The organism is Streptomyces sp. NPDC006335 (assembly GCF_040612795.1).
Lineage (GTDB): Bacteria > Actinomycetota > Actinomycetes > Streptomycetales > Streptomycetaceae > Streptomyces.
Genome location: NZ_JBEXQX010000003.1, coordinates 574788 through 600536, shown reverse-complemented (window position 1 = coordinate 600536; position 25749 = coordinate 574788). Strand labels below are relative to the sequence as shown.

General features: G+C 72.4%; 22 protein-coding genes. 8 read left to right on the top strand and 14 right to left on the bottom strand.

Translation table 11 applies throughout. The features are described from left to right. Nucleotides 1-89: 89 nt before the first annotated feature. Both ABZ098_RS13400 and ABZ098_RS13395 read right to left on the bottom strand, forming a co-directional pair. Nucleotides 90-1106, bottom strand: a complete 1017-nt coding sequence (locus tag ABZ098_RS13400) for an SDR family oxidoreductase (protein ID WP_356590336.1) — start codon at nt 1104-1106, stop codon at nt 90-92. Between the two features lie 33 nt (nt 1107-1139). Continuing rightward, on the bottom strand, nt 1140-1640 hold the full coding sequence (locus tag ABZ098_RS13395; protein WP_356590334.1) for a phage holin family protein: 501 nt from the start codon (nt 1638-1640) through the stop codon (nt 1140-1142). 124 nt (nt 1641-1764) lie between these two features. Here ABZ098_RS13395 and ABZ098_RS13390 point away from each other — a divergent pair, with 124 nt between their 5' ends. Continuing rightward, on the top strand, nt 1765-2115 hold the full coding sequence (locus ABZ098_RS13390) for a VOC family protein (RefSeq protein ID WP_020119141.1): 351 nt from the start codon (nt 1765-1767) through the stop codon (nt 2113-2115). A gap of 10 nt (nt 2116-2125) precedes the next feature. Here the strand turns inward: ABZ098_RS13390 and ABZ098_RS13385 are convergent, their stop codons facing one another. Beyond that, nucleotides 2126-4054: a DUF5107 domain-containing protein gene (locus ABZ098_RS13385; RefSeq protein WP_356590332.1), complete on the bottom strand. Its 1929-nt coding sequence runs from the start codon at nt 4052-4054 to the stop codon at nt 2126-2128. Between the two features lie 40 nt (nt 4055-4094). Beyond that, nucleotides 4095-4994, bottom strand: coding sequence for an arginase family protein (locus ABZ098_RS13380; protein WP_356590330.1), 900 nt, complete (start codon nt 4992-4994; stop codon nt 4095-4097). Between the two features lie 59 nt (nt 4995-5053). Here ABZ098_RS13380 and ABZ098_RS13375 point away from each other — a divergent pair, with 59 nt between their 5' ends. Further along, on the top strand, nt 5054-5401 hold the full coding sequence (locus ABZ098_RS13375) for a DUF6204 family protein (protein ID WP_356590328.1): 348 nt from the start codon (nt 5054-5056) through the stop codon (nt 5399-5401). Here ABZ098_RS13375 and ABZ098_RS13370 read toward each other — a convergent pair. Genes ABZ098_RS13370 through ABZ098_RS13350 form a run of 5 tightly spaced genes read right to left on the bottom strand, consistent with a single transcriptional unit; the run spans nt 5373 to nt 10986 of the window. Continuing rightward, a complete protein-coding gene (locus tag ABZ098_RS13370) occupies nt 5373-5936 on the bottom strand; it encodes a GNAT family protein (RefSeq protein WP_356590326.1) in 564 nt (187 codons plus the stop codon). The two genes, ABZ098_RS13375 and ABZ098_RS13370, sit on opposite strands and share 29 nt — an antisense overlap. A gap of 33 nt (nt 5937-5969) precedes the next feature. Further along, entirely contained in the window at nt 5970-6893 is a 924-nt protein-coding gene (locus tag ABZ098_RS13365; RefSeq protein WP_356590325.1) for an LD-carboxypeptidase, read from the bottom strand. After that, on the bottom strand, nt 6890-8839 hold the full coding sequence (locus ABZ098_RS13360) for a prolyl oligopeptidase family serine peptidase (RefSeq protein WP_356590323.1): 1950 nt from the start codon (nt 8837-8839) through the stop codon (nt 6890-6892). The genes ABZ098_RS13365 and ABZ098_RS13360 overlap by 4 nt, the downstream gene beginning before the upstream one ends. A 16-nt stretch (nt 8840-8855) precedes the next feature. Continuing rightward, nucleotides 8856-10160: a M20/M25/M40 family metallo-hydrolase gene (locus ABZ098_RS13355; protein ID WP_356590321.1), complete on the bottom strand. Its 1305-nt coding sequence runs from the start codon at nt 10158-10160 to the stop codon at nt 8856-8858. Next, entirely contained in the window at nt 10153-10986 is an 834-nt protein-coding gene (locus ABZ098_RS13350) for a M55 family metallopeptidase (protein ID WP_356590319.1), read from the bottom strand. The genes ABZ098_RS13355 and ABZ098_RS13350 overlap by 8 nt, the downstream gene beginning before the upstream one ends. Nucleotides 10987-11132: 146 nt before the next feature. Here ABZ098_RS13350 and ABZ098_RS13345 point away from each other — a divergent pair, with 146 nt between their 5' ends. After that, nucleotides 11133-12248 carry an acyltransferase family protein gene (locus tag ABZ098_RS13345; RefSeq protein WP_356590317.1) on the top strand — a complete coding sequence of 372 codons (1116 nt, stop codon included), beginning with the start codon at nt 11133-11135 and terminating at the stop codon, nt 12246-12248. A 35-nt stretch (nt 12249-12283) separates the two neighbouring features. Here ABZ098_RS13345 and ABZ098_RS13340 read toward each other — a convergent pair whose 3' ends face one another. The 4 genes from ABZ098_RS13340 to ABZ098_RS13325 all read right to left on the bottom strand — a co-directional run bounded on the left by ABZ098_RS13340 (nt 12284) and on the right by ABZ098_RS13325 (nt 18721). Then, nucleotides 12284-13009, bottom strand: a complete 726-nt coding sequence (locus tag ABZ098_RS13340) for a class I SAM-dependent methyltransferase (RefSeq protein WP_356590315.1) — start codon at nt 13007-13009, stop codon at nt 12284-12286. Between the two features lie 139 nt (nt 13010-13148). Then, entirely contained in the window at nt 13149-15617 is a 2469-nt protein-coding gene (locus ABZ098_RS13335) for a SpoIIE family protein phosphatase (protein WP_356590313.1), read from the bottom strand. A 132-nt stretch (nt 15618-15749) separates the two neighbouring features. Continuing rightward, nucleotides 15750-18128, bottom strand: coding sequence for an MFS transporter (locus ABZ098_RS13330; protein ID WP_356590311.1), 2379 nt, complete (start codon nt 18126-18128; stop codon nt 15750-15752). A 149-nt stretch (nt 18129-18277) separates the two neighbouring features. Then, on the bottom strand, nt 18278-18721 hold the full coding sequence (locus ABZ098_RS13325; RefSeq protein WP_356590309.1) for an SRPBCC family protein: 444 nt from the start codon (nt 18719-18721) through the stop codon (nt 18278-18280). 134 nt (nt 18722-18855) lie between these two features. Between ABZ098_RS13325 and ABZ098_RS13320 the strand changes: the two genes are divergently transcribed. From ABZ098_RS13320 to ABZ098_RS13305, 4 genes are all read left to right on the top strand, one after another. After that, on the top strand, nt 18856-19893 hold the full coding sequence (locus tag ABZ098_RS13320) for an Rv2578c family radical SAM protein (RefSeq protein WP_356590307.1): 1038 nt from the start codon (nt 18856-18858) through the stop codon (nt 19891-19893). Nucleotides 19894-20027: 134 nt separating this feature from the next. Further along, entirely contained in the window at nt 20028-21605 is a 1578-nt protein-coding gene (locus ABZ098_RS13315; protein ID WP_356590305.1) for an alpha/beta hydrolase, read from the top strand. A gap of 57 nt (nt 21606-21662) precedes the next feature. Continuing rightward, nucleotides 21663-22061, top strand: coding sequence for a RidA family protein (locus ABZ098_RS13310; protein ID WP_356590302.1), 399 nt, complete (start codon nt 21663-21665; stop codon nt 22059-22061). A 41-nt stretch (nt 22062-22102) separates the two neighbouring features. Further along, entirely contained in the window at nt 22103-22627 is a 525-nt protein-coding gene (locus ABZ098_RS13305; RefSeq protein WP_356590300.1) for a GNAT family N-acetyltransferase, read from the top strand. A gap of 296 nt (nt 22628-22923) precedes the next feature. On the opposite strand, the gene ABZ098_RS13300 is transcribed toward ABZ098_RS13305, so the two are convergent. Next, nucleotides 22924-23499, bottom strand: coding sequence for an adenylosuccinate lyase (locus ABZ098_RS13300; RefSeq protein ID WP_356590298.1), 576 nt, complete (start codon nt 23497-23499; stop codon nt 22924-22926). A 377-nt stretch (nt 23500-23876) separates the two neighbouring features. Here ABZ098_RS13300 and ABZ098_RS13295 point away from each other — a divergent pair, with 377 nt between their 5' ends. After that, nucleotides 23877-25682 carry a 3-hydroxybutyryl-CoA dehydrogenase gene (locus tag ABZ098_RS13295; protein ID WP_356590296.1) on the top strand — a complete coding sequence of 602 codons (1806 nt, stop codon included), beginning with the start codon at nt 23877-23879 and terminating at the stop codon, nt 25680-25682. Nucleotides 25683-25749 lie beyond the last annotated feature (67 nt).

Below are 25749 nucleotides of genomic sequence, written 5' to 3'. Positions count from 1 at the left end.
CCCGGTGGCGGGCGTGGGCCACGGCCTGACGCTGCGGACGGAGGAGGTGGAGGAGTACCGAGTGGCTTGAACCGCGGTACCCCCAGTGCTCAACCCCGGCGTCGCAGACCGGAGGTCACCGCGATGCCCAGCCCACCGGCCGCGGCGGCCACGAGCCCCATGCCCATGCGGGCGCGGTTGCGGGAGACCCAGTCCTGCGGGCTCTTGGACACGGCCTCCTCGTCGAACCGGCCGTGCGCCCCGAAGTCCCGTCCGTGCGGGCCGTCCAGGGGAGCCCACAGGTTCCCGGGACCACCGTGCTCGCCCTCTTCCTGCTGTGCCTCGATGTTGGTGCGGGCGAGGTAGCGGTCCAGCACCCCGGGCGCGATCGCGTTGGCGATGAGGGTGGCCGCCGTGGACCCGCCGACCCAGTACTCCCGCCGCCGCGCGTGGAAGGCCGCGTGCACGACCGCACGGGCGGCGACCTCCGGCTGGTACACCGGCGCCACCGGACGGGCCCTCCCGGGCATCCGGTTCAACACCCAGTCGAACTGAGGGGTGTTGAGGCCCGGCATCTGCACCATCGTCGTACGGACACCGGTACCCGAGTGGAGCAGCTCGCACCGCAGGGACTCGTTGAAGCCCTGGATGGCGTGCTTGGCCCCGCAGTACGCGGACTGCAGGGGAATGCCCCGGTAGGCCAGCGCGGATCCCACCTGCACGATCGTGCCGCGGTCCCGCGGCAGCATGTGGTGAAGGGCGGCCCGGGTGCCGAACACATAGCCCAGGTACGTCACTTCGGTCACCCGCCGGAACTCGTCCGGGGTGATCTCCGTGAACGGGGCGAAGACCCCGGTGAAGGCGTTGTTGACCCAGACGTCGATGTGTCCGAAGGCGTCCACGACCTGCTGGGCCGCGTCGTCGACCGCCTTGGCGTCGGACATGTCGACGCTCACGACGAGCGCCTCACCGCCCGCCCGCTGCACATCGTCGGCGGCGGCCGCGAGACCCTCGCGCCCCCGGGCCAGCAGGGCGACGCGGGCCCCGCGTTCGGCGAAGGCCCGGGCCGTGGCCCGTCCCACGCCGCCGCTGGCCCCGGTCACCACGACGACCTTGCCGTGCTTCACGCGCGTTTCCTTCCCTGTGCCGCGCACCAGGCGTCACGCCCGGTGGTGCGGCTGCTCGGGGTCGATGTCGTCCTGCCGCGGCGCCGCGCCCGGCTTCGCGGGCGTCTCGGGGGCGACCGGCGGCATGGGCGGGACCGGCGTCCCGAGCCCGCCCGGCGGCCCGGCGACCGGCGCCGCTCCCCCGGCAGCCCGGTCCGGCACGGCCGCCGCCTCCGCGTCCCGCGCGGCCGTCGGCCGGGACGCGGAGGGCCTGGCCGCACCGCGCAGTGCGTAGGCCACGGCCCCGAGGATCACGGCGGTGATCAGCGCGGCGGCCCAGTCGGGCAGCCCGAGGGCGAGGGCGAGGCCCACGGCCAGTGCCAGGGCCGCTCCCGCGTACAGCGCGACGGCGCCGGACGCGGCGTACAGCATGGCCGTACGGCGCTGCTTGCGCGTCTGCTCGCGCAGCTCGTCCCGTACGGTCTCGCGCGCCACCTGCGCCAGCTCGTCGACGAGATGCCTGTCCAGATGCTCCAGGTGATCCAAGCGCTCCATGGCCGCCGGGTACCCGTACGGGCGTGCGCGTAACGCCGGGCCCGTGTGCGCTGCCGGCGGCCGGGTCGGGAGGATCGCGTGAAACGATCTCCGCGGCCGGGCCGCCGCAATTAGGCTCGTCCGCATGGACATTCTGGGAACCACGCTGCGTGTCTGTGTCGACGATCTGGAGGCCGCGGTCGTCTTCTACGAACGGCTGGCGGGCGCCACGGCCCTCCGTTTCGAGCGCGGCGGCGTCCAGGTGGCCGCGGTGGGCTGCTTCCTGCTGATGAGCGGCCCCGAGGCCGAGCTGGAGGTGCTGCGCAAGGTCGCGGCGACCATCGCGGTGAAGGACGTCGACGAGGCCCACCAGCTCCTCAGCGAGCTGGGCGCCCGTGTCATCGCGGGCCCGGTGCCCACCCCGGTGGGCCGCAACCTGATCGCGATGCACCCGGACGGAGTGGTGTACGAGTACGTGGACCGCAACGTCACCTAGAAAGTCCGGCTCACGTCCGCGGCCGCATCCGGAAGTCGTAGCGCGGCAAAAGCGGCTCGCCGGGGGAACTGATCCTGCTCCACAGGTCGCCGATCGCCTCGGTGCCCTCCCGCAGGTCGGCGACCTCGAAGCCCTCCTCGAAGACGGCCCGGGCCGCCTCGGGCCGTTCCTCGGCGAGCAGCAGGGCGGCCTCGATCAGCCGGAACCGCCCGCGGGCCCGGATCGCCGGGTACAGCCGCTCCCACACGGCACGCGCCTCGGCCGTACGCCCCGCCGCGAGCAGCGCCTCCAGCGTCTCGCGGGCGAGCGCCGCGGTGGCCGCCGTCCAGGTCTCGCCGTCGTCGCGCCGCTCGTGGCACAGGTCGTCGAAGGCGTCGGCGTACCGGTCGGCGGCCCGCTCGCGGTTGCCGGTGACCTGGTCGGCGACGGCGAGGCAGCGCAGCAACGGCCAGCGGGAGGGGGCCAGTTCGAGTCCCCGCTCCCAACTGCGCACCGCCTGCGCCCGGTCACCGGCGTGCCACTGGGCCACCCCCAGGTGGTACTCGGTGAGCGGGGTGGCGGGCGCGGTCTCCAGCATGTCCCGCCAGTGCGGGGCGACCAGTGTCTCGCCGGGCGGCCGTACCCGGCGCGGTTCGGGGAGGGACCCGGCCCGCAGCAGCTCCAGCCAGGGGGCCTGCGCCTCGCCGAGGGTGCTCTCCGCGAAGGGGGTGCCGGGCAGCTTCCAGTCGGCGCGCAGCACTTCCAGGGCGCCCCAGCCCGACCCGGTGGCCAGGATCTCGCCGGGTTCGGTGTCGGCGTACGGCTTCCAGGCGGCGTAGGCCTCGTCGACGGCGGCACGCGGCAGTACGGCCTCCAGTCGGGCCTCCGCCTCGGCCATCACCGGTGTCGCCGCCAGCGGCCCGTACGCCTCCAGCCACGCCACCTCGCTCTCGGCGTCCAGCCGGACGTGCTCCAGCTGGGTGCGGGCGAGCCCGGCCTGGATCTCGCAGTAGCCGCCGGTGCCGGGTTCGGTGAGCCAGTCCTGCCAGCGTCGGCCGCCGCTGCCGGTGCCCCAGACGAACAGCTTCCGTCCGCGCAGGAGGTCGGTGGACGCCTGCACGAGGCCGTGACCGTCATCGGGGTCGAGGGCGGCGATCCAGCGGCGCCGCGTGTCGGGCAGGTCGTAGAAGTAGTCGGTGGCGTGCGGGCTGTCCAGGGGGTCCGGCGGTACGGGCACCCGGCGCAGCCGGCGCTCGTGGCCGAACTGCCAGGCCTCCTCCGCCGGCGCGAGCACCCTGCGCCCCTCGGGCACGGCGGTGTTCGACCACCAGTAGCCCGGCACCGGCCGCTGGTGCGGATTGCGGATCCGTACCCCGGCGTACAGGAAGTCCGACCCGTCCGGCAGCCACAGGTCCACCTGGAAGGGCAGGTCGCGCAGTCGCTCCCACTCCCACAGGCGGAGCATCTCCCCGCCGTCCGGGGCGGGCACGCGGGCCGCGTGCAGGGGTGCGCAGGACAGGGTGGTGTGGCCGGTGGCGCCGATGTTCCACTCGATGCCGCCGGAGAACCAGGCGCCGTTCAGGGCGAAGTTCGCGGGCTGGAACACCGGGTTGCGGTACAGGAGTTCACGCCCGGTCGGCTTGTGGAACAGGGAGGCGACCCGGCCGCCGAGACCGGGGAGGACAGTGACCCGGAGCCGGTCGTTCTCGATCACGAGCGTCTCGAACCGGCGGGGCGCGCGCTCTCTGCCGTAGCCGTCCCGGACCCGGACCGGCAGCAGGCTCCCGAGCTGCCCGTAACCGGCCTGCCGGGCCATGTCCCGGGGCAGGTCGTCCCGGTCCTGTACGTCCACGCGATGAACCTCGTGCGGGAGCCGCAGCGGGGGCAGCGGGTTGTCGGGGCCCAGCGGTGCGGCGGGCAGGGTGAGTACGTCTCGCCGGATCGTCGTCACGATCACCATGGAAACCGCTCGGCGGTGAGTCGGCCAGGGGAGCTGCCGGTCAGGATTGCGCAAAGGCGTCCACGACGATGTCGGTGAGCAGCGCGCCCGCCGTGCCCTCGGGGTCCAGATCGGGGTCGTAGATGGTGATGTTGAGGCCGGCGCAGGAGGGGGAGGCGAGCAACGGCCGCAGCAGCGCGAGGAGTTCGTCGGACAGGAGCCCGTCGGGGTCGGGGGCGTCGACGGCGGGCATGACGGACGGGTCGAGGACGTCGGCGTCCAGGTGCACCCAGAAACCGTCGATCTCGGGGATCTCGAAGGCCTGGGCGGTGGCCCGGGCGAGGGCGTCCGCGCCCCACTCCCGGATGTCGCCGACGGTCACGACCGGGATCTTCAGGGCGGCGAGTTCGGCCCGGTCCTCCTCGAACGCGTCCCGGATCCCGAAGTACCGCACGTCCTCGTCCCGCAGATAGGGCTTCAGCCCCTCCAGGTCCGTCAGGTCCTCCTGTCCGCGCCCGGTGGCCAGTGCGACCTCCTCGCCGCCCGCCGCGCCGATCCGGTCGGAGTTGCCGGGGTGCCGGAAGTCCGGCGACGCGTCGATCGCGGCCAGCCCGTAGCGCCCGACGCGGCGCAGGGCGAGGGAGGCGCCGAGCTGGATGGAGCAGTCGCCGCCGAGGACGACGGGGAAGTCCCCGGCGCGCACATGGTGCTCGATCCGGTCGGCCAGCCTGACGGTGTAGGAGGCGATCGCGGCCGCGTTGAAGACGCCGTCGCCCTCCTGCCAGTCCCCGCGGTCGTAGCGCGGCGGCACCACCACCCCGCCCTCCAGGGCGTGCAGCCTCTGCACGATCCGCTGCTCGCGCAGGGCACCGGCCAGCTTGTAGCAGCCGGGCACGGTGCCGGGGGCGGGCGGGCGCAGGCCGAGGTTGGAGGGGGCGTCCAGCACGACGATATTCCGCATGCGGATCATCCTCGCCGACGTACAGTCGACCGTCCACGGGGATACGCGAGGGAGCGACAGTGAGTGAGCAGCACACCTACCGGGTGATCGTCCGCGGCACGTGGGAGGGGCTCACCGACGAGGCCCGGGCCCGGCTGCTCGCCGAGGCGGCGGACCACGGCATGGCGAGCATGCGGTTCTCGGAGGAGGGCTCGCTGTCGTACGAGCCGGCTCCGCTGAAGCACTTCTCGATGCGGTACGTGGTGGTGTCGGACGCCGCCGACGGCGAGGAGATGGCGGGCGCGATCGCCGAGGACCGCGCGGAGACGGCCCTGCGCGAGCTCGGCTACGGCTTCCGGGACCTGAAGTCGACGGTCACGGACCTCGACACCATGAAGATCAACCGGAAGCCCGCATCTCGGCGGTGATCGCCCAGCGCTCGTGGTCCCGCCACTCCCCGTCGATGTAGATCATCTTCGGCGAGAACCCTTCGAGCCGGAAGCCGCAGCTGCGGGCGAGGGCGAGGGAGGCCGTGTTGCGGGGCTGCGCGTTGATCTCCAGGCGGTGCAGCCCCATCGGTCCGAAGGCGTGGTCGATCACGAGGTCCAGCCCCTCACGCATCAGCCCGCGCCCGGCGGCGTGCGCGAAGGCGCCGTAGCCGAGGGCCCCGCACCGGAAGCCGCCCTGGACGATGTTGTTGATGTTGATGAACCCGGCGATGGCCCCGGCGCCCCGCTCCCCGTCCTTCTCGCACACCAGGAATCCGGCCTTGGTCGGGTCCTCGATCAGCCGGCCGGCGTACGCGAGGTACGCGCTCTCGCTGTCCGGCGGGAAGAGCCACGGCTGGTGCAGTTCTTTGCTCTCCCGGGCCCGGGCGGTGAACTCGGCGCCGTCCTCGTAGGTGAAGTGACGTATCCCCACGCGGGGGCCTTCGGCGAGATAGCGGGAAGCGGTGTGCGGCATCCCGCCAGCCTACGACCCGAGCCGGTGCCCTGGTCAGCGCAGTGCGGGTTCGTCGAGGGTCAGCGTGCCCGCGTCCGCGTCCAGTGCGGCGGTCACTCCGAACGGCATGGTCAGCGCCGCCTCGCAGTGGCCGAATCCGAACTCCTCGACGACGGGCACGCCGAGGCCGCCGAGGCGGTCGGCGAGGACCGCCCGCAGGGGGGCGTACGGGCCGCATCCGGCCCAGGAGCCGAGGGCGATCCCTTTGACGCCGTCCAGCCAGCCCGCGCGCAGGAGTTGGGTCAGCATGCGGTCGACGCGGTACGCCTGCTCTCCCACGTCCTCGATCAGCAGCAGTCCGCCCCGGGCCCCGGTGCGGGCGTGCCGGGTGCCGAGGTCGGAGGCGAGCAGGCTGAGACAGCCGCCCAGAGTAACCCCGCGAGCCCTCCCGGGCACCAGGGGGTTGCCCCGGGAGGTCAGGACGCGGACCGTCTCCGGGGCGAACAGCGTGGCCCTCAGGTGCTCCTGCGCGACGGCGCTCTTGATGAAGTCGGCACCGGCGGCGGCCGGACCGTACAGCGTGACCAGCCCCGCCCGGGTGGCGAACGCCTGGTGCAGCGTCGTGACGTCGCTGAAGCCCACGAAGACCTTGGGTCCGGCGGCCCGCATCGCCTCCCAGTCGAGCAGGTCGATCACCCGCTGCGCCCCGTAGCCGCCCCGGGCGCACAGCACCGCGTCCACGGACGGGTCGCACCAGGCCTGCTGGAGGTCGGCGGCACGGTCGGCGTCGGAACCCGCCAGGTAGCCCAACTCGCCGTGGGTGTCGAGGACATGCGGGGCGACCACCGGGTCGAGGTCCCAACCGCGCAGGAGGTCGAGCCCGGCCTGCAACCGCTCCTCCACGATCGGACCGCTCGGCGCGACCACGGCCACGCGGGCTCCGGGCGCGAGCCTGGGCGGCCGTACGAGTTCCTTCACCTGGTGAGCTCCAATGTCGGGACGCCGGGCGGGTTCAGCCCGAACACCTGGGCGTACAGGGAGAGTTCGGCCTCCAGTGCGCGGATCATCGTGTCGGCGCGGCGGAAGCCGTGCCCCTCGCCCTCGAAGGCGAGGTAGGCGTGCGGCACCTGCCGGCCGGCGATCCGGGCGAGGAACCGCTCGCACTGCGCGGGCGGGCAGATCACGTCGTCCAGGCCCTGGAGCAGGAGGAAGGGCGCGGTGACCTGGTCGGCGTGCTCGACGGGCGAGCGTTCCGCGTACCGTCCGGGGACCTCGGCGAGCGGTCCGACCAGGCTCTCCAGGTACTGGGACTCGAAGTCGTGGGTCTCTCCGGTGCCCCAGCCGGTCAGGTCGAGGATGGGGTAGACGATCGTGCCGCAGGCGTAGACGTCCGTCGCGGTGAGCGAGGCGGCGGCGGTCCAGCCGCCCGCGCTGCCGCCGCGCACGGCGAGCCGGTCGCGGTCGGCGGTGCCCTCGTCGGCGAGGGCGAGCGCGACGGCCGCGCAGTCCTCGACGTCGACCACGCCCCACTGCTCGCGCAGCCGGTTGCGGTACTCCCGCCCGTACCCGGTGGAGCCCCCGTAGTTGACCTCGGCGACGCCGATGCCGCGCGAGGTGAAGTAGGCGATGGAGAGGTCGAGGACGAGGGGGGCGTGTCCGGTCGGCCCGCCGTGCGCCCAGACCACGTACGGCGGCAACTCACCGCCGGGAGCGGAGTGTTCGGGGTGGTGGGGCGGATAGACGTGGGCGTGGACGTCCCGGCCGTCCGGCCCCGTGAACACCCGGATCAGGGGCTCGGGGTAGTACGCGGGGTCCACCGGGTCGTCGTGCTCGGCGCCGATCACCCGGGCCCGGCCGGTGCGCGCGTCCAGCTCGACGACCTCGTAGGCGGTACGCGGGCTGGCGCCGACCGCGACGACCCGTTCACCGTGCACCGCGAGGGTGGGCGCGAACTCGCTCCAGGGGCCTGCCGCGTCGACGAGTTCACCGGTCTCCGGGTCCAGGATGCCGAGCGCGGTCGAGCCGGTGCCGTGCACGACGGCGATCAGTCCGCTGTCGAGCGGCGCGAACCAGCGGTGCCCGAGCTTCCACAGGGCGCCGCCGAACTCCTCCTCGCGCGGGCAGAGTTGTTCGCCGTCGCGGTAGAGGTTCCACCAGCCGGTGCGGTCGCTCACGTACAGGAGACGGCCGTCGGGCGACCAGTCGGCCTGGGCGATGGACTCCTCCGGCCCGCCGGCCACCGTGCGGGGCTCCCGGAGCGTGCCCTCGTGGACGTCGGCGACGATCAGCTCCGTGCCGTCCCAGGGCATGCGCGGGTGGTCCCAGGCGAGCCAGGCGGCGCGCGAGCCGTCGGGAGAGAGCCGGGGGCCGGTGACGAACCGGTGGCGGTCGTCGGTGAGTTCCCGCACCGCGTCCCGGTCCTGCACGGCCGAGCCGTCCAGCGGCACGGCGGCCAGGACCCGGCGGACGTCGGTGGGCCCGTCGCCGGTGAACTCCTCCAGGACGCACCACACTTCGCCGAGGTCGGGTCTCAACTGCGGCTCCGCCCAGCGCAGTCCGCCGCCCACCGGGGAGACGGGCGTGAGAGGCGTCGGCTCGCCGCCGGGCTCGTACCGGTACAGCCGCTGGTCGGCGAAGTGCACGAACACGACGAGCGGTGCGCCGGCCACCACCGCGCCGGCCCAGGGGTGACCGCCGTACTCGATGACCCGGCTGCGCACGTTCCACGGCGCCGGCAGCACCGACTCCTCGGTCCCGTCGGCGCGCCTGCGCACCAGGGTGCGGCGGCCGCCCTCGGCGGGCCGGGGTTCGGTCCACCACACCTCGTCCCCGACGAAGCCCAGCCATTCGGGGTGCCCGTCGTGCGCGGCCGCGAGCGCCGCGTCGATGGGCGAGGGCCAGGAACCGTATGCCGACGTCTGCACGTTCTCCCCCACTCGCTCAGGCCGTCCTCAGGAAGCGGTCGAGTACCCGCACGCCGAAGTGCAGTGCCTCGACGGGGACGCGTTCGTCGACCCCGTGGAAGAGGGCCTGGTAGTCGAAGCCCTCCGGGAGCTTCAGGGGCGCGAACCCGTACCCGGTGATGCCGAGGCGGGAGAACTGCTTGGCGTCCGTGCCGCCGGACATGCAGTACGGCACCACGTGCCCCTCGGGCGCGAACTCCTCGACCGCGGCCCGCATCCGGGCGTACGTCGGTGAGTCCACCGGCGCCTGGAGGGCGACCTCGCGGTGGCTGTACTCCCAGTCCACGTCGGGGCCGGTGAGCTGGTCGAGGGTCGCGCGGAACTCGTCCTCGCCACCGGCCAGATAGCGGCCGTCGACGTAGGCCACGGCCTCCCCCGGGATCACGTTGAGCTTGTAACCGGCTTCCAGCATGGTCGGGTTGGCGCTGTTGCGGACGGTCGCCTCGACCAGCTTGGCCGCCGGGCCCAGCTTCTCCAGCAGCGCGTCCACGTCGGTCAGGTCGGTCTCGATGCCGTAGAGCGCGGCGAGTTCGGTGAGGGCGGCGCTGACGGTCGGGGTCAGCCTGAGCGGCCACTCGTGCTCGCCGATGCGGGTCACGGCGGCGGCGAGCCGGGTGACCGCGTTCTCCTTGTTGACCTTGGAGCCGTGTCCGGCGCGGCCGTTGGCGGTGAGCTTGAGCCAGCCGGTGCCGCGCTCCCCCGCCGCGATCGGGTAGATCTGCCGCCCGGCGCCGTCGTGGAAGGTGAACGCCCCGGACTCGCTGACCCCCTCCGTGCAGCCCTCGAAGAGCTCCGGGTGCTCGTCGGCGAGGAACCCGGAGCCGTCCTCGGCACTGGCCTCCTCGTCGGCGGTGAAGGCGATCACGAGGTCGCGCCGGGGCCGTACGCCCTGGCGGGCCCAGTTCCGCACGACGGCCAGGATCATCGCGTCCATGTTCTTCATGTCGACCGCCCCGCGGCCCCACACGACCCCGTCGCGGATCTCCCCGGAGAACGGGTGCACGCTCCAGTCGGCGGCCTCGGCGGGCACCACGTCCAGATGGCCGTGGACGAGCAGCGCGTCCGCCGACGGGTCGGTGCCCTCGACGCGGGCGACGACGTTCGTACGGCCCTTGGTGCGCTCCAGCATCAGGGGCTCCAGGCCCGCCCCGGCCAGCTGTTCGGCCGCGTACTCGGCGGCGGGGCGCTCCTGGCAGTCGCCGCCGCCCCGGTTGGTGGTGTCGATGCGGATGAGGTCGGACGTGAACCGGACGACCTCGTCCAGTGCCTGCTGGTCAGCCATACTGCTCCTCCACGGCGGCCGAGACGATGGTGGTGACCGCCTTGAAGGTACGGATTCCCGCGTACATGGTCTCGTTCGTGTACGCCACCCTCCGCGCCCCGATCCGCTCGACGCCCGGCACCACGGTGGCGGCCATGGCGAGGTGCTCGGCGTCGAACTCCACGGCGATGGTGAACGGGCCCGCCTGAACGGGTTCCTGACGAACCGCCAGCTGTGCGGCCTCCTTGGCCGCGGCCCGGATGTCGGCGGCGGTACGGGCCGGGGTCCGGCACACGGCCGCGTACCGCGAGACGTGGTCCTTGACGGCGACCTTCAGCGCCCCGGGCGCGTACCCGAGGGCGTCCTCGCAGGCCACGTCGTCTCCGGTGACGAGGACGACGGGGACGCCGTACTCCGCGACCACGTGTGCGTTGAGGTACCCCTCGCTGGCGGGGACGTCGTTCAGCCACACCCCGGTGATGGAGTTGGCGAGGTAGGTGTGGGCGAGGACGCCCTCCTGGCCGGCGCCCGCGTGGTAGCCGAGGAACGCGATGCCGTCGACGTCGCCGTGCTGGACGCCCTCGACCATGGACAGCGACTTGTGCCGGCCGGTGAGCATCTGCGCGCGCTCGTCGAGCCGCTCCAGCAGCAGGTTGCGCATGGTCCAGTGGGCCTCGTTGACGAGCACCTCGTCGGCGCCCCCGTCGAAGAAGCCCAGCACGGCGGCGTTCACGTCCGAGGTGAACATCGACCGGCACCGCTCCCACTGCGCTGTGCCCGGCAGCACGTCGGCCGGCCAGGTCACGCCGGTGGCGCCCTCCATGTCGGCGCTGATCAGGATCTTCATGGTCCGCCACGTTACGCGGCGAAGGGGTTCACGTCGCCCGCCCGTGCTGAGTCGAGCCGAATGCCGCTCGCCCCCGGCGCACAGGCAACTCCTGGAAGACGCGTATCCTCCCTCGCGGGTTCCACAGGAGACGGACAGGGAGAAGCGTGAGCGACACCGCACAGCCCGTACGGTCGGCACGACGGACGGCGACGACCGCCGCGCCGGGGAACCCGCCTGTTCGCACGAAGCAACGCGACGCGTTCTTCGACAACGCCAAGTACCTGGCGATCGTGCTCGTGGCGATGGGGCACGCGTGGGAGCCCCTGCGCTCCGACAGCCGTGCCGTCACCGCGCTGTACACGTTCGTCTACGCCTTCCACATGCCGGCGTTCATCATCGTCTCGGGCTACTTCTCCCGCTCGTTCGACGCGAGCCCGGCGAAGATCAAGCGGCTGGTCACCGGGGTCGTCGTCCCGTATGTCGTGTTCGAGACGGCGTACACCCTTTTCACCCGCTGGTCCGACGGAGTCCCGGACCGCCCCATCAGCCTGCTCGACCCGCTGTACCTGACGTGGTTCCTGGCCGCGCTGTTCATCTGGCGACTCACCACGCCGATCTGGCGCTGCGTGCGGTGGCCGCTGCCGATCGCCCTGACGATCGCCGCGCTCGCCACCCTCAGCCCGTCCATCGGCGACGACCTCGACCTCCAGCGGACCCTGCAGTTCCTGCCGTACTTCGTGCTCGGCCTGTGCCTGCGTCCGGAGCACTTCTCGCTGGTACGGCGGTGGCGGGTCCGCCTCCTGGCGGTACCGGTGTCCGCGGGCGCGCTTGTCTTCTCGTACTGGGCGGTCCCGCGCATGGACTACGCCTGGTTCTTCCACCGCGACGCCGCCGAGCACTTCGGGGTGCCCGACTGGTACGGCCCGCTGATGACCCTGGGCCTCTTCGGCTGCTCGCTCGTCCTGGTCGCCTGCTTCCTGTCCTGGGTGCCGGGGCGCCGGATGTGGTTCACCACCCTGGGCGCGGGCACGCTCTACGGCTATCTGCTGCACGGTTTCGTCGTGCAGGCCGGCAACCACTTCGACTGGGCCGGCCACCGCTGGCCGCACACCCCGCTCGGCGAGATCGCCGTCACGCTGGTCGCCGGTGTCGTGGTGACCGCCCTGTGCACCGCTCCCGTGCGGCGGGTCTTCCGGTGCGTGATGGAGCCGAGGATGGAGTGGGCGTTCCGGAAGGCCTCGCCGGTCACGGACGGGGTGCCCGCCCAGGTCCGCCGCTAGGGCCTGCCTCCGGGGAAGCGGGCCCCATCCGACTGTCAGCCGGCGCGTCCCACCACCCACCACTTCGAGGGCAGTTCGATCCGGGTGCCGTCGGACCGGTACTCGGTGGTGACGAGCGGTAGTTCACCGCTCGCCACGACGGTCAGCCCGGCCGCCCCGAGGTACACGGGCACCGCCTCGTCGGCGACCTCGCCGGGTGCGATGCCGTGCCGGAAGACGGGGGCCAGTTTCGCGGGCGGCCCGTCGGGGCTCTGTGCCAGGCCCACCAGGACAGCCTTGGCGGCCTCGGACAGCTCGACCAGGAAGGCGCGGCCGCGCTCCCCGACGAGCGTCGCGATCCCGTCGACCAACTGCTGCCGGTCCTCGGGCGCGGCCTGGTGCAGCACGCCCCGCATGTAGACGTTGGTGTCCCCGAGTTCGGCGTGCAGGTTCTGCGGTTCGCTCTTGTCGGAGGCGTCCAGCAGCCGGTAGGTCACCTGTCCGTCGGGGTCGGCGTCGCGCGCGCGGTCGAGGGCGGCGGCGGACAGGTCGACGCCGACGACCTGGGTGAAGTGGGCGGCGAGGAAGCGGCTCTGGGTGCCGTTGCCGCAGCCCAGGTCCACGAGGGGGAGCCCGGGATCGACCAGGAGCGGCTCGAAGTGGGCGAGGTGGACTCCGGCGGTCAACACCGGCTCCGCGTCCCAGAACACGGCCCCCTGCCGCCCCGGGGCCTCCCGCCAGAAGCCCTCCCAGGACTCCCGGTACCGACCAGTCACGCCCATGCCCAACTCCCCAGGATGCGCCACAGACCCACCACATCGGCGGGCCAGTACGGTGTATCGCGCCGAGATCACGCGGACAAGCGCATGACGCGATCCTTCACTGCCAGTTCGACGCGCACGCGCCCCCGTGAGGGGCGGTTCAGCGCCGCGGCAAGGTCAGTTCGAACCAGACGGTCTTCCCCGCCTTCGTCCGACTGGCGCCCCACTCGCGGGCCAGCGTGCTCACCACCCTCAGTCCCCGCCCGTGCTCGTCGGTGGGTCCCGCGCTCAGCAGGTTCGGCAGTTCGTGGTCGTCGTCGTCCACCTCGCACAGCAAGGTGTCCTCCCGCACGAGCCGCAGCTCGACGGGCCGGCTGTGCGCGTGCCGTACGGCGTTGGTGACGAGCTCGCTCACCATGAGCTCCGCGCCGTCGGCCAGCTTCGCCAGCCCCCAGTCGTGCAGCTGCTCCCGCACCACCGCCCGGGCCCGCCCCACCTCGGCCGGGTCGAGGGAGATGCGCCACTCGGCCACGTCGTCCGGCTCGATGCCGTTGAGCCGCGCCATGAGCAGCGCCACGTCGTCCTTGCGTCCGCCCCGCGGGTTGAGCGCGCGGATGATCGCGTCGCAGGCGTCGTCCATGGACGCGGCCGGGTGCGCGGCGGACTCGGTGAGCGTCGCGAGCCCCACCCCGATGTCCTCGCCCCGCACCTCCACGAGGCCGTCGGTGCACATCAGCAGCCTGTCTCCGGGCTCCACCCGCACGCGTACCGCCTCGAACGGCACCCCGCCGACGCCGATGGGCGCGCCCGTGGGCAGGTCGAGCAGCTCACTGCGGCCGTCCTCGGCCCGCACGATCACCGGCGGGATGTGTCCCGCGTTGGCGAGGTGGAGTTCGCCCGCGATCGGGTCGTAGACGGCGTAGAGGCAGGTCGCGAGGTAGGTGTCGCCGAGCCGTTGGGCGAGGTCGTCGAGGTTGCGCAGCAGTTGGGCCGGCGGCAGGTCGAGCGCGGCCATGGTCTGTACGGCCGTCCGCAACTGGCCCATCATGGCGGCCGAGTTGAGCCCGTGCCCCATGACGTCCCCGACGACCAGGGCGGTGCGTGCGCCGGGCAGCTTCACGGAGTCGAACCAGTCGCCGCCCACGCGTCCGAGGAGCGTGCCCGGCAGATAGCGGGTGGCGATGTCGCAGCCCGCCATGCGCGGCGGGATGTGCGGGAGCATGCTGTCCTGGAGGGTCTCGGCGACGGACTCCTGGAAGGTGTACATGCGCGCGTTGTCCAGCACGAGGCCCGCGCGGGCGGCGAGTTCGGCGCCGGTGACCCGGTCCATGTCGTTGAACTCGACGCGCTCGGGGTGCCGGAGCAGGATCATGAACCCGAGGACGACGTTGCGGGCCTTCAGCGGTACGACGAGCATGGAGCGGCCGGTGATCAGCGGCCTGATGTCCCGCTTCTCGAACTGCGAGGCGATCGCGTGCCCCATCTGTTCGCTGATGCGGGGCACGAGGACGGGCTCGCCCGTGGTCATGCACTGGAAGAACGGGGTGTGCGCGGGGAACGGCATGGCCTCGCCGACCGGCACCACGTCGTCCCAGCGGCCCGGTTCGTCGGTGTGTTCCAGGGCCACCCGGTGCCACATGGTGGTGGTGTCCGGCACGCCGTCGGGGAACCCCTCGCCGGCGACGACCTGTTCGCGCAGATAGGTGCCGGCGACGTCGGTGAAGCGGGGCACGACGGCCCTGCTGACCTCGACGATGGTCCGGGACAGGTCGAGGGAGGTGCCGATCTTCCCACTGACCTCGTTGAGGAACTCCAGCCGCTCGCGCACGGCGACGTACTCGAGGTCCTCGCCCTCGTCCGGCTCGTCCTGCGGCAGTGGCAGGCCCTCGGCGGCCGCCCGGGCCGCCCGCTCGCGGCGGGCCTTGCGCTCGGCGCGCCGGGGCACGCCCCAGTCGGGGGTGACGGGCACCCGGTCGTTCTGGCTGAACTCCAGGATGGGATAGCCCAGTTCGAGGATCTGCGCGACGATGCGGGCGCTTTCGCCGACGCTCATGCTGGGCAGGATCTCGGGGAGCCGGCGGGCGAGTTCGTCGGCTCCGGGGAAGTCGGTGTGCAGGGCGAAGGCGGGCGCGATCCGCTCGACGGCCGCACCGCCCCCGTCCAGGTCGAGATCCCGGTGGAGTGCACCGGCGTCGGCGGCCAGCACCAGCAGACGCTCGCTGCCTGGGCCCACCAGTGGGTAGGCCCACCACAGGACGTCGACCCGGTCCGCGCCGGGCACGGTGAGGCGGGCGCGGCCGGCGGCCGGGTAGGACAGACCGCTGTCGAGGGAGGACTCCAGGTCGGGTCCGAGCCCGTCGTAGGCCGCGTACCCGCCGTGGGGCGGGGCGTTCACCTCGTCGGGAAGGGCTCCGGAGACGGGCAGCAGATCGGCCGCCGAGCGCCCGATGGCGTCTTCCTTTCCGGCGCCGAACAGCCGGCTCGCGCCGCGGCTCCAGTGGGAGACCAGGCCGTCGCGGTCCACGACCACCACGGCCAGCGGGACCCGTCCGGCCGCGGCGGGTCCGTCCGCCGCGCCGTTCCCAGCTCCGCGGCTGGGAGGTGTGCCCCTCTCGGTGCCACGGTCCATGGCCCAGGCCCTCTCTCCGCAAGATCTGTGCCGCCTGCTCCACCGTACGGCGCCGGTCGGTCACAGTGTGCGGCAATGCGGGAATTGGCCCGGACCGGACCACCCCGGCGTGCGCCCGGCGCTGACGCTCCGTCAGTCGTCGTGCCCCAGCTGGAGATCCCGCTCCGTGCGGCCGCCTCCGGCCACCTGGAGCACGGCGGCGACCGGCGGGTAGCCGGTGGCGATGACGGTGTACTCGCCGCCGGACAGGTCGCCGAATCGGAAGGTGCCGTCGGGGCCGGTCGTGAGGCTGTCCACCACGTTTCCGGCGCCGTCCAGGAGCGTCACGCGCGCGTCCTGCACGGATCGACCGCCACCGGCCCGCACGGTACCGCGCAGCATCGCGCCGCCCGTCAGTTCGACGTCCTGACGCGATTCCCGGGAGGCCCGGACGGTGACCGGCAGGGCGGCGGGACGGAACGCGGGCGCCCCGGCCGCGAGGGTGTACTCCCCCGCGACCAGTTCGGTGACGACGTAGGTGCCGTCCTGCCCGCTGCGGGTGGTGGCCACGACCTCGCCGTGCGCGTCGGTGAGGGTGACGGCGGCGTCCGGTACCGGTGTGCCGTCGGCGGTCCGCACCCGGCCCGCGAGCCGTCCGGGGCCGCCGAGGACGAGGTCCAGCGTGACGGGGTGCTCGCCGACCGTCACGGACACGGCCTGCGGCTGGTGGCCGCTCGCGGCGGCGATGAGGACGTACGACCCGGCTCCCGGCGTCGACAGCGCGTACCGCCCGTCCTCGCCGCCGAAAGCGCGCCCGACCTGCGCTCCGGCCATGTCGATGAGGGTGAGGGCGGCCCGCGGCACCGCGGTCCCGTCGGAGTGCTGCACGGTGCCGCGCACGGGGATCGCGGTGGCGTGCGGCGGGCGCGGTGGGATGGGGACCTGCGGGACGGGGGCGGTCTCCGGGTCGGCGGTGTGGTGGGACACCAGCGGTTTCTCCTTGAGGAAGAAGGCGATGAGCAGACCGAGGACGAGCACCGGCACGAGGTAGAGGAAGATCCTCGGCATGGCGTCGGCGTAGGCCCGGACGTAGCCGTCGCGGAGCGCCGGGGGCAGAGCGTGGACGAGCTGCGGGGTGAGGGACTCCGGGTCGGGCAGCCCTTGCCCGCCGGGGAGCCGCCGTTCCAGCGAGTCCGCGAGCCGGTCGGCGAACAGGGTGCCGAAGATCGCCGCTCCGACGCTGCCGCCGATCTGCCGGAAGTAGTTGTTGGCGCTGGTGGCGGTGCCGAGGTCCGCGGGGCGGACGGAGTTCTGCACGGCGAGGATCAGCACCGGCATCACCATGCCGATCCCGGCGCCGAGCACAGCCATCCAGATGCTGTAGTGCAGCCGAGGGGTGTCGGCTTCGAGCCGGGACAGCAGCCACATGCCGACGACGGAGAGGGCGGTGCCGAGAAGGGGCCAGATCCGGTAGCGGCCGGTGTGGCTGACGAGTTGTCCGGAGACGACGGAGGCGCCGACGATCCCGGCCATCATGGGCAGCATCAGCAGCCCCGACTCGGTGGCGCTCGCGCCGTCAACCATCTGGAGGAAGGTCGGCAGATAGCTCGCCGCCCCGAAGAGCGCGACTCCGATCACCAGGCCCACCAGGCCGGTGACGTTGAAGACGGAGTCCCTGAACAGCCGCAGCGGGATGAGGGGTTCGGCGGCGACGTGCTCGGCGACCAGGAAGAGGACGGTGGAGACCGCCGCTCCGACCGCGAGGCCGAGGATCGTCCGCGAGTCCCAGGCGTACTCGGTGCCGCCCCAACTGGTCAGCAGCACCAGGCAGGTGGAGGCCGCGGCGAGCAGCAGGGCACCGAGGACGTCGAACCGGGGCCTGACCCGCGGCTTCGGAAGCTTGAGCACCGCGGTGACGACGGCCAGGGTCAGCAGCCCGAAGGGCACGTTGACATAGAAGCACCACCGCCAGGAGAGGTGGTCGGTGAACCAGCCGCCGAGCAGCGGGCCGGCGACGGAGGCGAGCCCGAAGGCGGCGCCGATCAGGCCCATGAAGCGGCCGCGCCGCCGGGGCGGCACGATGTCGGCGATGATCGCCTGCACACCGGTCATGAGGCCGCCCGCGCCGACGCCCTGGACCGCGCGGAAGGCGATCAACTGATCCATGGTCGCGGCCCGTCCGGCGAGCGCGGAGCCGGCCACGAAGACGACGATCGCGAACTGGAAGACGCCCTTGCGGCCGAGCAGGTCGCCGAGCTTGCCGTAGACCGGCAGTCCGATCGTGGCGGTGAGCAGGTAGGCGGTGATCGCCCAGGACATCCGGTCCAGGCCGTGCAGCTCACCGACGATCTTCGGGAGCGCGGTGGCGACGATCATCTGCTCCAGCGCGGCGAGGAGCAGTGCGAGCATCAGCCCGAAGAAGATCAACCGCACCCGGCGCGGGCCGAGTTCGACGGTCGGGGCGGGGGCCTCCGGTGGCGCTTCGACCGGTTCCTCGTGCGCCGCAGTCGCCGTCGCCGTCGTCACGCCCACGTCCCGCTCCCCTCGCCGCGCCTGCCCCGCATTTCCACGCATAAGGCGACAACTACGAGCAAGCGCGACGAGTTACGGCACCCCGGTGGGCCGTACGGAGATCCACTCGATCCGGTGACCGGCGGCAACGTCCGCCGGGTGCCGGGGACTTACTTCTCGACCTCGGCGGCGAGCCGGTCCAGGAGGGAGTCGTAGATCCGGCCGAGGCCCTTGGGGGCGAAGGTCTTCTCGAAGAAGCCGCCGATGCCGCCGGCACCCTGCCAGACGGTGGTCACGACGACACGGGACTTGCCCTCGCCGGCCGGGGTGACCCGCCAGGTGGTGACCATGGAGGAGTTGCGGTCCTTCTCGACGAGCTCGCCGTCGGTGGGCTCGGTGACCTCCAGGAGGCAGTCACGGATCCGCTTGCTGGTGGCCTGGAGCTTCCAGTGGACGAGGGTGCCCTCGCCGTCGCCGCCCTCGCGCACCTCGTACTCGCTGAACTGCTCCGGGAGCACCTTGCCGCGCGTGCCGGTGTAGTCGGCGACGGCGTCGAACACCTCATCCGCGTCCGCCGCGACGATCCGCTCCGTAGTGGCCTCGACCTGCGCCATCGACTTCCTCCAGGACTTCAAGTTCTCGGGCTTGGGGCAAGCCAACCACCCCCGCCCGTGGCCGCCCAAATCGGGGTTGCGCAGAAAATCGAACAAGTGTTTCACTCGAAGGGCAGTGCTACCGAGGAGGCCTCATGCGCTGGGAGAACCTCACCGAGTCCGCGGAACACGGGCGGGCCGACGCCGCTCTCTTCGGCGCCGACGCGGTGGTCAGCCGTACCTTCGACACGCCCGAGTTCGCCGGGATCACGTTCCACGAGATCCGGGCCCGCTCGATCATCAACCGGGTGCCGGGCGCCTCCCGCATGCCCTTCGAGTGGACGGTGAACCCCTACCGAGGTTGCTCCCACGCGTGCGTGTACTGCTTCGCCCGCAAGACCCACAGTTATCTCGACCTGGACACCGGTCTCGGCTTCGACTCCCAGATCGTCGTCAAGGTGAACGCCCCCGAGCTGCTGCGCCGCCAGCTCGGTTCGCACCGCTGGGGCGGCGACCACATAGCGATGGGCACCAACGTCGACTGCTACCAGCGCGCGGAGGGCCGCTACAAGCTGATGCCGGGCATCCTCGCCGCCCTGCGCGACCACGCGAACCCCTTCTCGATCCTGACCAAGGGCACGCTGATCCTGCGCGACCTCGACCTGCTCCGGCAGGCCGCCTCGGTGACGGACATCGGCGTCTCGGTCTCGGTCGGCTTCACCGACCCCGACCTGTGGCGCACCGTGGAGCCGGGCACGCCCGCTCCGGAGCGGCGTCTGGACGTCGTACGGACGCTGGGCGAGCACGGCATCGGGTGCGGGGTGCTGATGGCGCCGGTGATCCCGTTCCTGAGCGACAGCCCCGCGCAGTTGCGGGCGACCGTGCGCGCGATCGCCGCCGCCGGGGCCACCTCGGTCACCCCGCTGGTGCTGCATCTGCGGCCGGGCGCCCGCGAGTGGTTCATGGCCTGGCTGCACCGCGAGCACCCGTATCTGGTACGCCGTTACGAGCGGCTCTACGCGGACGGCGCCTACGCTCCCAAGTGGTACCAGCGCCGGATCACCCGTCAGGTCCATGAACTGGCCCAGGAGTACGGCATCGGTCCCGCGGGCGCGGGGACGCGTCGGCGGATCCGGGAGCCGGAGCCCGAGGTCGAGCCGGTGTCCGAACCGGTACAACTCACGTTGATCTGAGAGCGTTCGAGCGCATCGGACTGACCAATCGGGTCAAGTATTGTCAGAACACGTTCTTCCGGGCGTGCTTTCCGGGACGATGCCGCGTGGACCGTGGCCCTCGCGGTCCGCCACCTCCGTCCTGGGAGGACCCCATGAGAAAGCGCGCAGCCGTGCTGTGCGGTGCCGCGGTCGTCGTGGCCGGGACCTTCACCGCCGTCCCCGCCGACGCCAGCGCCCCGCAGTCCGTACCCACCGCATCCGCCGCCCGACTCACCTGGAAGAAGTGCGGCACCGCCGACTACCCGACGCTTCAGTGCGCGTCCCTCAAGGTGCCGCTCGACCACGCGAACCCGCGCGGGCGGCAGATCACCCTCGCACTGTCCCGTGTCCCGCACACCGCCAAGACGTTCCAGGGCCCGCTGCTGGTCAACCCCGGCGGCCCCGGTGGCAGCGGTCTGACCTTCGCCGGGTTCATCGCCTCCGGCCTGCCCAAGGCCGTCGCGGCCCAGTACGACGTCATCGGCTTCGACCCGCGCGGGGTGGGCAGGAGCACGCCCGCCCTCAACTGCAAGCCGGGCCACTTCGACCCGGTACGCCCGGACTCCGTGCCGAGCAGCCCCGCGATCGAGAAGGCGAACCTCGAACGCGCCAAGTCCTTCGCCGCCGCCTGCGGCCGCAAGTACGCGAGCGTGCTGCCGCACATCGACACCATCAGCGCCGTGCGGGACATGGACGCGATCCGCCGGGCCCTCGGCGCCCAGCGGATCAACTACTTCGGTTACTCCTACGGCACCTATCTGGGCGCGGTCTACGCCAAGCTCTTCCCGCACCAGGTACGCCGCCTGGTCCTGGACTCGATCGTGGACCCGACCGGCGTCTGGTACGACGACAACCTCGCCCAGGACCACGCCTTCAACGACCGGCACCGGGCGCTGATGGCCTGGATCGCCAAGTACGACGCGACGTACAGGCTCGGCACCGATCCGGAGAGGATCGAGGCCAAGTGGTACGCGATGCGGGCGGCCCTCGCCAAGAAGCCCGCGGACGGCAAGGTCGGCGCCTCCGAACTGGAGGACACCTTCATCCCGGGCGGCTACTACAACGGCTACTGGCCCTACCTGGCCGAGGCGTTCGCGGCGTACGTGAACAAGAAGAACGCCGATCCGCTGGTCGAGGCGTACGAGAACTTCGGCGCCGTCGACGCGTCCGGGGACAACGGCTACAGCGTCTACACCTCGGTGCAGTGCCGTGACGCCTCCTGGCCGCGCGACTGGCGCCAGTGGCAGAAGGACAACTGGGACGTGTACGAGCAGGCCCCGTTCATGACCTGGAACAACGCCTGGTACAACGCGCCGTGCGCGTTCTGGCCCACGCGGTCGCTGAGCCCGGTGAACGTCGCCAACGGCAAGCTGCCGCCGGCGCTGCTCTTCCAGGCGACCAACGACGCGGCGACCCCGTACCAGGGCGGTGTCACGGTCCACCGGCTGCTGGCGGACTCCAGTCTCGTCGTCGAGCGGGGCGGCGGGAACCACGGCATCACGCTGAGCGGGAACACGTGCCTGGACAAGTACCTGACCGCGTATCTGACCGACGGCAAGGTGCCGCGCGGCGGTGGCGAGGCCGACGCGGTGTGCGCGGCACTGCCCGATCCGAAGCCCCTGGCCTCCAAGGCGGCGTCGACGTCCTCGCGCGGCGCGGCCCTGCACGGGCTGCTCGGCGCCCGCGGCTGAGCGCCTGACACTCCGTCGGGGACGGGCGTTGTCAGTGCCGTGGTCCACCATGGACGCATGAGTGAGCTGACCAGGATTCCCGCCCCCGCCGGGGTCGCCCCCGCGGCCCAGTACTCCCATGTGGTGCTGGGCCGCGGCCGTTTCGTGGCGGTCTCGGGCCAGGTCCCCCTCGACGAGGACGGCAGGCTCATCGGCGACGGCGATCCCGCCGCCCAGGCCCGCCAGGTCTTCGAGAACCTCCGCCGCTGCCTGGCCGCCGCCGGGGCGACCTTCGACGAGGTCGTCAAGCTCACCTACTTCGTCACGGACATGGCCCATATGCCGGCGATCCGCGCGGCACGCGCCGAGCACATACCCGACGACCGACTGCCGGCGGCCTCGGCCGTACAGGTGGCGGCGCTGGTGCGGCCGGAGTTCCTGATGGAGATCGAGGCGCTCGCTGTGCTGCGCGAGTAAATCGGAGGCCGGCGCGGGCGGCGGCTGTCTAGGGTGCCGCCATGAACGACCCTCTCCTCATCCGCGAGATGACCCTCGCCGACTGCGACCGCGTCTCCGAGATCCGGATCCGGGGCTGGCAGAGCGCGTACCGGGGCCTCATGCCCCAGCCGTTCCTCGACGCGCTCAGCGTGACGGAGGACGCCGAGCGCCGCCGAGCCCGGTTCGGACAGGGCGGCAGCGTGGTGGACCTGGTCGCCGAGCGGGACGGCGAGATCCTCGGCTGGGCCTGCCACGGCCCCTACCGCGACGGCGAGATCCGCACCCAGGACGCCGAGTTGTACGCGATCTACGTGGACGCGCGGCGGTACGGCAGCGGTCTCGGACACGCCCTGCTCCAGGAGTCCGTACGCCGCTGCACGACCGCCGGCCACCCCCGCATGCTCCTCTGGGTCGTCAAGGGCAACACCCGCGCCCGACGCTTCTACGAACGCCATGGCTTCCGGCCCGACGGTGCCGAGGATCCCTACGAGGTGGACGGCGTCCCGGTCCCGGAGGTGCGGTACGTGCGGGCACTCAACGCCTGAAGGCCGTCCGCCGGCGCCGTGGGGACGGGCCGTGGGTCGGGGCCCGCCCGCTCGTCGTCCGCCGCTGCCGCGGCCAGTTGGTCGAGGTGTGCAAGAGCACCGGCTTCACGCCCTGCATCGACTTCCCGACCGGCGCCCACCCGCCGACCGCGCTCTCACCTCTCCGGACCTGCAAGCCACGACCGCCACCAGCACCCTCCGCGCACCGCCCAGCTCCAAGCCCCGGTCCACCCGGCGGCGCGCCATCCGACACCGCCCCCTCCACACCCGGCCCTCAGCACCCCCCGGCCGCCCCCTCACCGCTGCCTCGGAATCCGCGCCAGCGCGTGCACCGCCGCCTCGGCCAGCGACGGATGGGCGAGGGCTTCGTTCAGTACGGGTCTGGCGCGGGCGTCGGCCAGGGTGCCGAGGCCCTCCACGCAGGCCAGTGCCACGCGGCGGTAGGGGTCGTGCGGGCGCAGTCGGCGCTCCAGCGTGGTGATGAGGGCGGGTACGGACTCGGGGGCGCGCAGTTGGGCCAGCAGCCGGACCGGGTGCAGGGCGTAGGCGACCCGCAGTTCGTTGGTGGCGAGGGCGGCGGCCGCGCGGGCCGTGCGCGGGTCGTCGAGCCGGGCGAGGGCGTACGCGGCGGCGGCGCAGCGCGGCGGATCGCGGTGGTTGAGCAGCAGGACGAGCGACTCGAAGGCCCGGCGGTCGCCGGCGAGGCCGAGCCGGAAGGCGGCCAGTTCCCGGGCCCACAAAGGCTGTCCGGGCTCGGTGAGTACAGAGGCCAGCTCGTCCGGGTCCTCGGTCGCCACCAGACGGTCGAAGGCGGCCGACGCCCCCGACTCCTGCCGTAAGCGCTCCGTGAGCGATCGCAACTCTTCGTCCATGAACCCGAGGTTAGGCGGCCCGCCCGGGGCGCGGGACGTACATCACAAATCCGGGGGCTGGCGCGCTCGTTACCCACCGGTTAAGCTCAGACGAGCGAGTTACCCACTCGCGGAACTCCTTGCGGTGGCCTGGTGACGCAGCTACCGCGAGAGCAGTCGGTTCGGTACCTCGCGTACCACCAGTACGACCCGGCCTGGGACAGGGCCGGTCGGTTTCCGCCGTTCTCCGGGCATGTGCGATGCCCGCGACGACGGTCCGGGCGTGTGCGCTCGCAGCCCGGCAACACCCGCACTCAGCAGTTCTTCTCGCACCCGGTGCGCCCCTCGGCGTACCGGGTCGCGCTCCCAGTCGTCACCCTCATTCCTGGAGTTCCGCGATGGCCACTCCCCTGCCCCACCCCTCTCTGTCCCCGCTCAAGACGATCGCCGTCGTCGGCCTCGGCACGATGGGCACCGGCATCGCCGAGGTCCTCGCCAGGGCCGGCCGCGAGGTCGTCGGCATCGACATCAGCGAGGCGCAGGCCGCCCAGGCCGTCGCCGTCCTGGAGACCACGAGCGCCCGTGCCGTGGAGCGCGGCCGGCTCACCGAGCAGGAGCGCGCGGACGTCCTCGCCCGCGTCCGCACCTCCACCGACCTGCGCGCGGCGGCCGACGCCGACCTCGTCATCGAGGTGGCTCCGGAGTCGTACGAGATCAAGCACCAGATCTTCCGCGAGCTGGACGGGATCGTGCGGCCCGAGACGATCCTCGCGACCGGTACCAACGCCCTGTCCGTGACCCGTCTGGCCGCCGACTCGGCCCGCCCGGAGCGGGTGCTGGGCCTGCACTTCTTCAACCCGGCGCCGGCGATGAAGCTGGTCGAGGTCGTCTCCTCGGTGCTCACCGCCCCGGCGGCCGTCGCGGCGGTCACCGACCTCGCCCTCGACCTCGGCAAGGAGCCCGTCGCGGTCGGCGACCGGCCCGGTTTCGTCGCCGACGGACTGCTGTTCGGCTACCTCAACCAGGCGGCCGCGATGTACGAGGCGAAGTACGCCTCCCGTGAGGACATCGACGCGGCGATGCGGCTCGGCTGCGGCCTGCCGATGGGCCCCCTCGCCCTGCTCGACCTGATCGGCGTCGACACCGCGCGCACGGTCCTGGAGGCCATGTACGCCGAGTCCCACGACCGGCTGCACGCCCCCGCCCCGATCCTCAAGCAGCTCAGCGAGGCGGGTCTGACCGGCCGTAAGTCGGGCCGCGGCTTCTACACCTACGAGGCCGCCGGCAGCGCGACGGTCGTGCGGGACGCGCTGACTCCCGCGCAGAGCGCCACCCAGGTCCCCGGCCGCGAGGTCCGCTCCGTCGGTGTCGCGGGCTCCGGCACCATGGCGTCCGGTATCGCGGAGGTCTTCGCAAAGGCCGGGTACGAGGTCGTGCTCGCCGCCCGCAGCGAGGAGAAGGCGCAGACCGCGAAGGCCCGTATCGGCAAGTCCCTTTCACGCTCTGTCGACAAGGGCCGGATGACCGCCGAGGCGGCCGCGCAGGCCCTGGACCGGATCACCGCGGCGGGCTCCTACGAGGCGTTCGCGGACGTCGACCTGGCCGTCGAGGCCGTCGCCGAGGACCTGGAGATCAAGCAGCAGCTCTTCCAGGCGCTGGACAAGGTCTGCAAGCCGGGCGCGGTCCTGGCCACCACGACCTCCTCACTGCCCGTCGTCGCCTGCGCCCGCGCCACCTCGCGCCCGCAGGACGTGATCGGCATGCACTTCTTCAACCCGGCGCCGGCGATGAAGCTGGTCGAGGTCGTCCGCACGGTCCTGACGGGCGAGGACGTCCACGCGACGGTCCGCGAGGTCTGCGTCCGGATCAAGAAGCACGCGGTCGACTGCGGTGACCGCGCGGGCTTCATCGTGAACGCCCTGCTGTTCCCGTACCTCAACAACGCGATCAAGATGGTGCAGGAGCACTACGCGTCCCTCGACGACATCGACGCGGCGATGAAGCTGGGCGGCGGCTACCCGATGGGCCCCTTCGAGCTCCTTGACGTCGTCGGCCTGGACGTCTCGCTGGCGATCGAGAAGGTCCTGCACCGCGAGTTCCGCGACCCGGGTCTGGCTCCGGCCCCGCTCCTGGAGCACCTGGTGGCCGCGGGCTGCCTCGGCCGCAAGACCGGCCGAGGCTTCCGCGAACATGCCCGCCGCTGAGCACGCCGGCGACTGGTTCACGGGCGGTGAGGACTGGGGCGGACTGCTCGGTCCGGGCGGTCCTCAC

Bases quoted from the DNA above. Each gene is read 5' to 3' on its own strand.
- ABZ098_RS13335 (WP_356590313.1), bottom strand. From the start codon at position 15,617: ATGGACCGTGGCACCGAGAGGGGCACACCTCCCAGCCGCGGAGCTGGG.
- ABZ098_RS13320 (WP_356590307.1), top strand. From the start codon at position 18,856: ATGCGCTGGGAGAACCTCACCGAGTCCGCGGAACACGGGCGGGCCGAC.
- ABZ098_RS13325 (WP_356590309.1), bottom strand. From the start codon at position 18,721: ATGGCGCAGGTCGAGGCCACTACGGAGCGGATCGTCGCGGCGGACGCG.
- ABZ098_RS13380 (WP_356590330.1), bottom strand. From the start codon at position 4,994: ATGCGGAATATCGTCGTGCTGGACGCCCCCTCCAACCTCGGCCTGCGC.
- ABZ098_RS13315 (WP_356590305.1), top strand. From the start codon at position 20,028: ATGAGAAAGCGCGCAGCCGTGCTGTGCGGTGCCGCGGTCGTCGTGGCC.
- ABZ098_RS13390 (WP_020119141.1), top strand. From the start codon at position 1,765: ATGGACATTCTGGGAACCACGCTGCGTGTCTGTGTCGACGATCTGGAG.
- ABZ098_RS13350 (WP_356590319.1), bottom strand. From the start codon at position 10,986: ATGAAGATCCTGATCAGCGCCGACATGGAGGGCGCCACCGGCGTGACC.
- ABZ098_RS13305 (WP_356590300.1), top strand. From the start codon at position 22,103: ATGAACGACCCTCTCCTCATCCGCGAGATGACCCTCGCCGACTGCGAC.
- ABZ098_RS13355 (WP_356590321.1), bottom strand. From the start codon at position 10,160: ATGGCTGACCAGCAGGCACTGGACGAGGTCGTCCGGTTCACGTCCGAC.
- ABZ098_RS13295 (WP_356590296.1), top strand. From the start codon at position 23,877: ATGGCCACTCCCCTGCCCCACCCCTCTCTGTCCCCGCTCAAGACGATC.
- ABZ098_RS13370 (WP_356590326.1), bottom strand. From the start codon at position 5,936: ATGCCGCACACCGCTTCCCGCTATCTCGCCGAAGGCCCCCGCGTGGGG.
- ABZ098_RS13385 (WP_356590332.1), bottom strand. From the start codon at position 4,054: ATGGTGATCGTGACGACGATCCGGCGAGACGTACTCACCCTGCCCGCC.
- ABZ098_RS13300 (WP_356590298.1), bottom strand. From the start codon at position 23,499: ATGGACGAAGAGTTGCGATCGCTCACGGAGCGCTTACGGCAGGAGTCG.
- ABZ098_RS13310 (WP_356590302.1), top strand. From the start codon at position 21,663: ATGAGTGAGCTGACCAGGATTCCCGCCCCCGCCGGGGTCGCCCCCGCG.
- ABZ098_RS13395 (WP_356590334.1), bottom strand. From the start codon at position 1,640: ATGGAGCGCTTGGATCACCTGGAGCATCTGGACAGGCATCTCGTCGAC.
- ABZ098_RS13340 (WP_356590315.1), bottom strand. From the start codon at position 13,009: ATGGGCGTGACTGGTCGGTACCGGGAGTCCTGGGAGGGCTTCTGGCGG.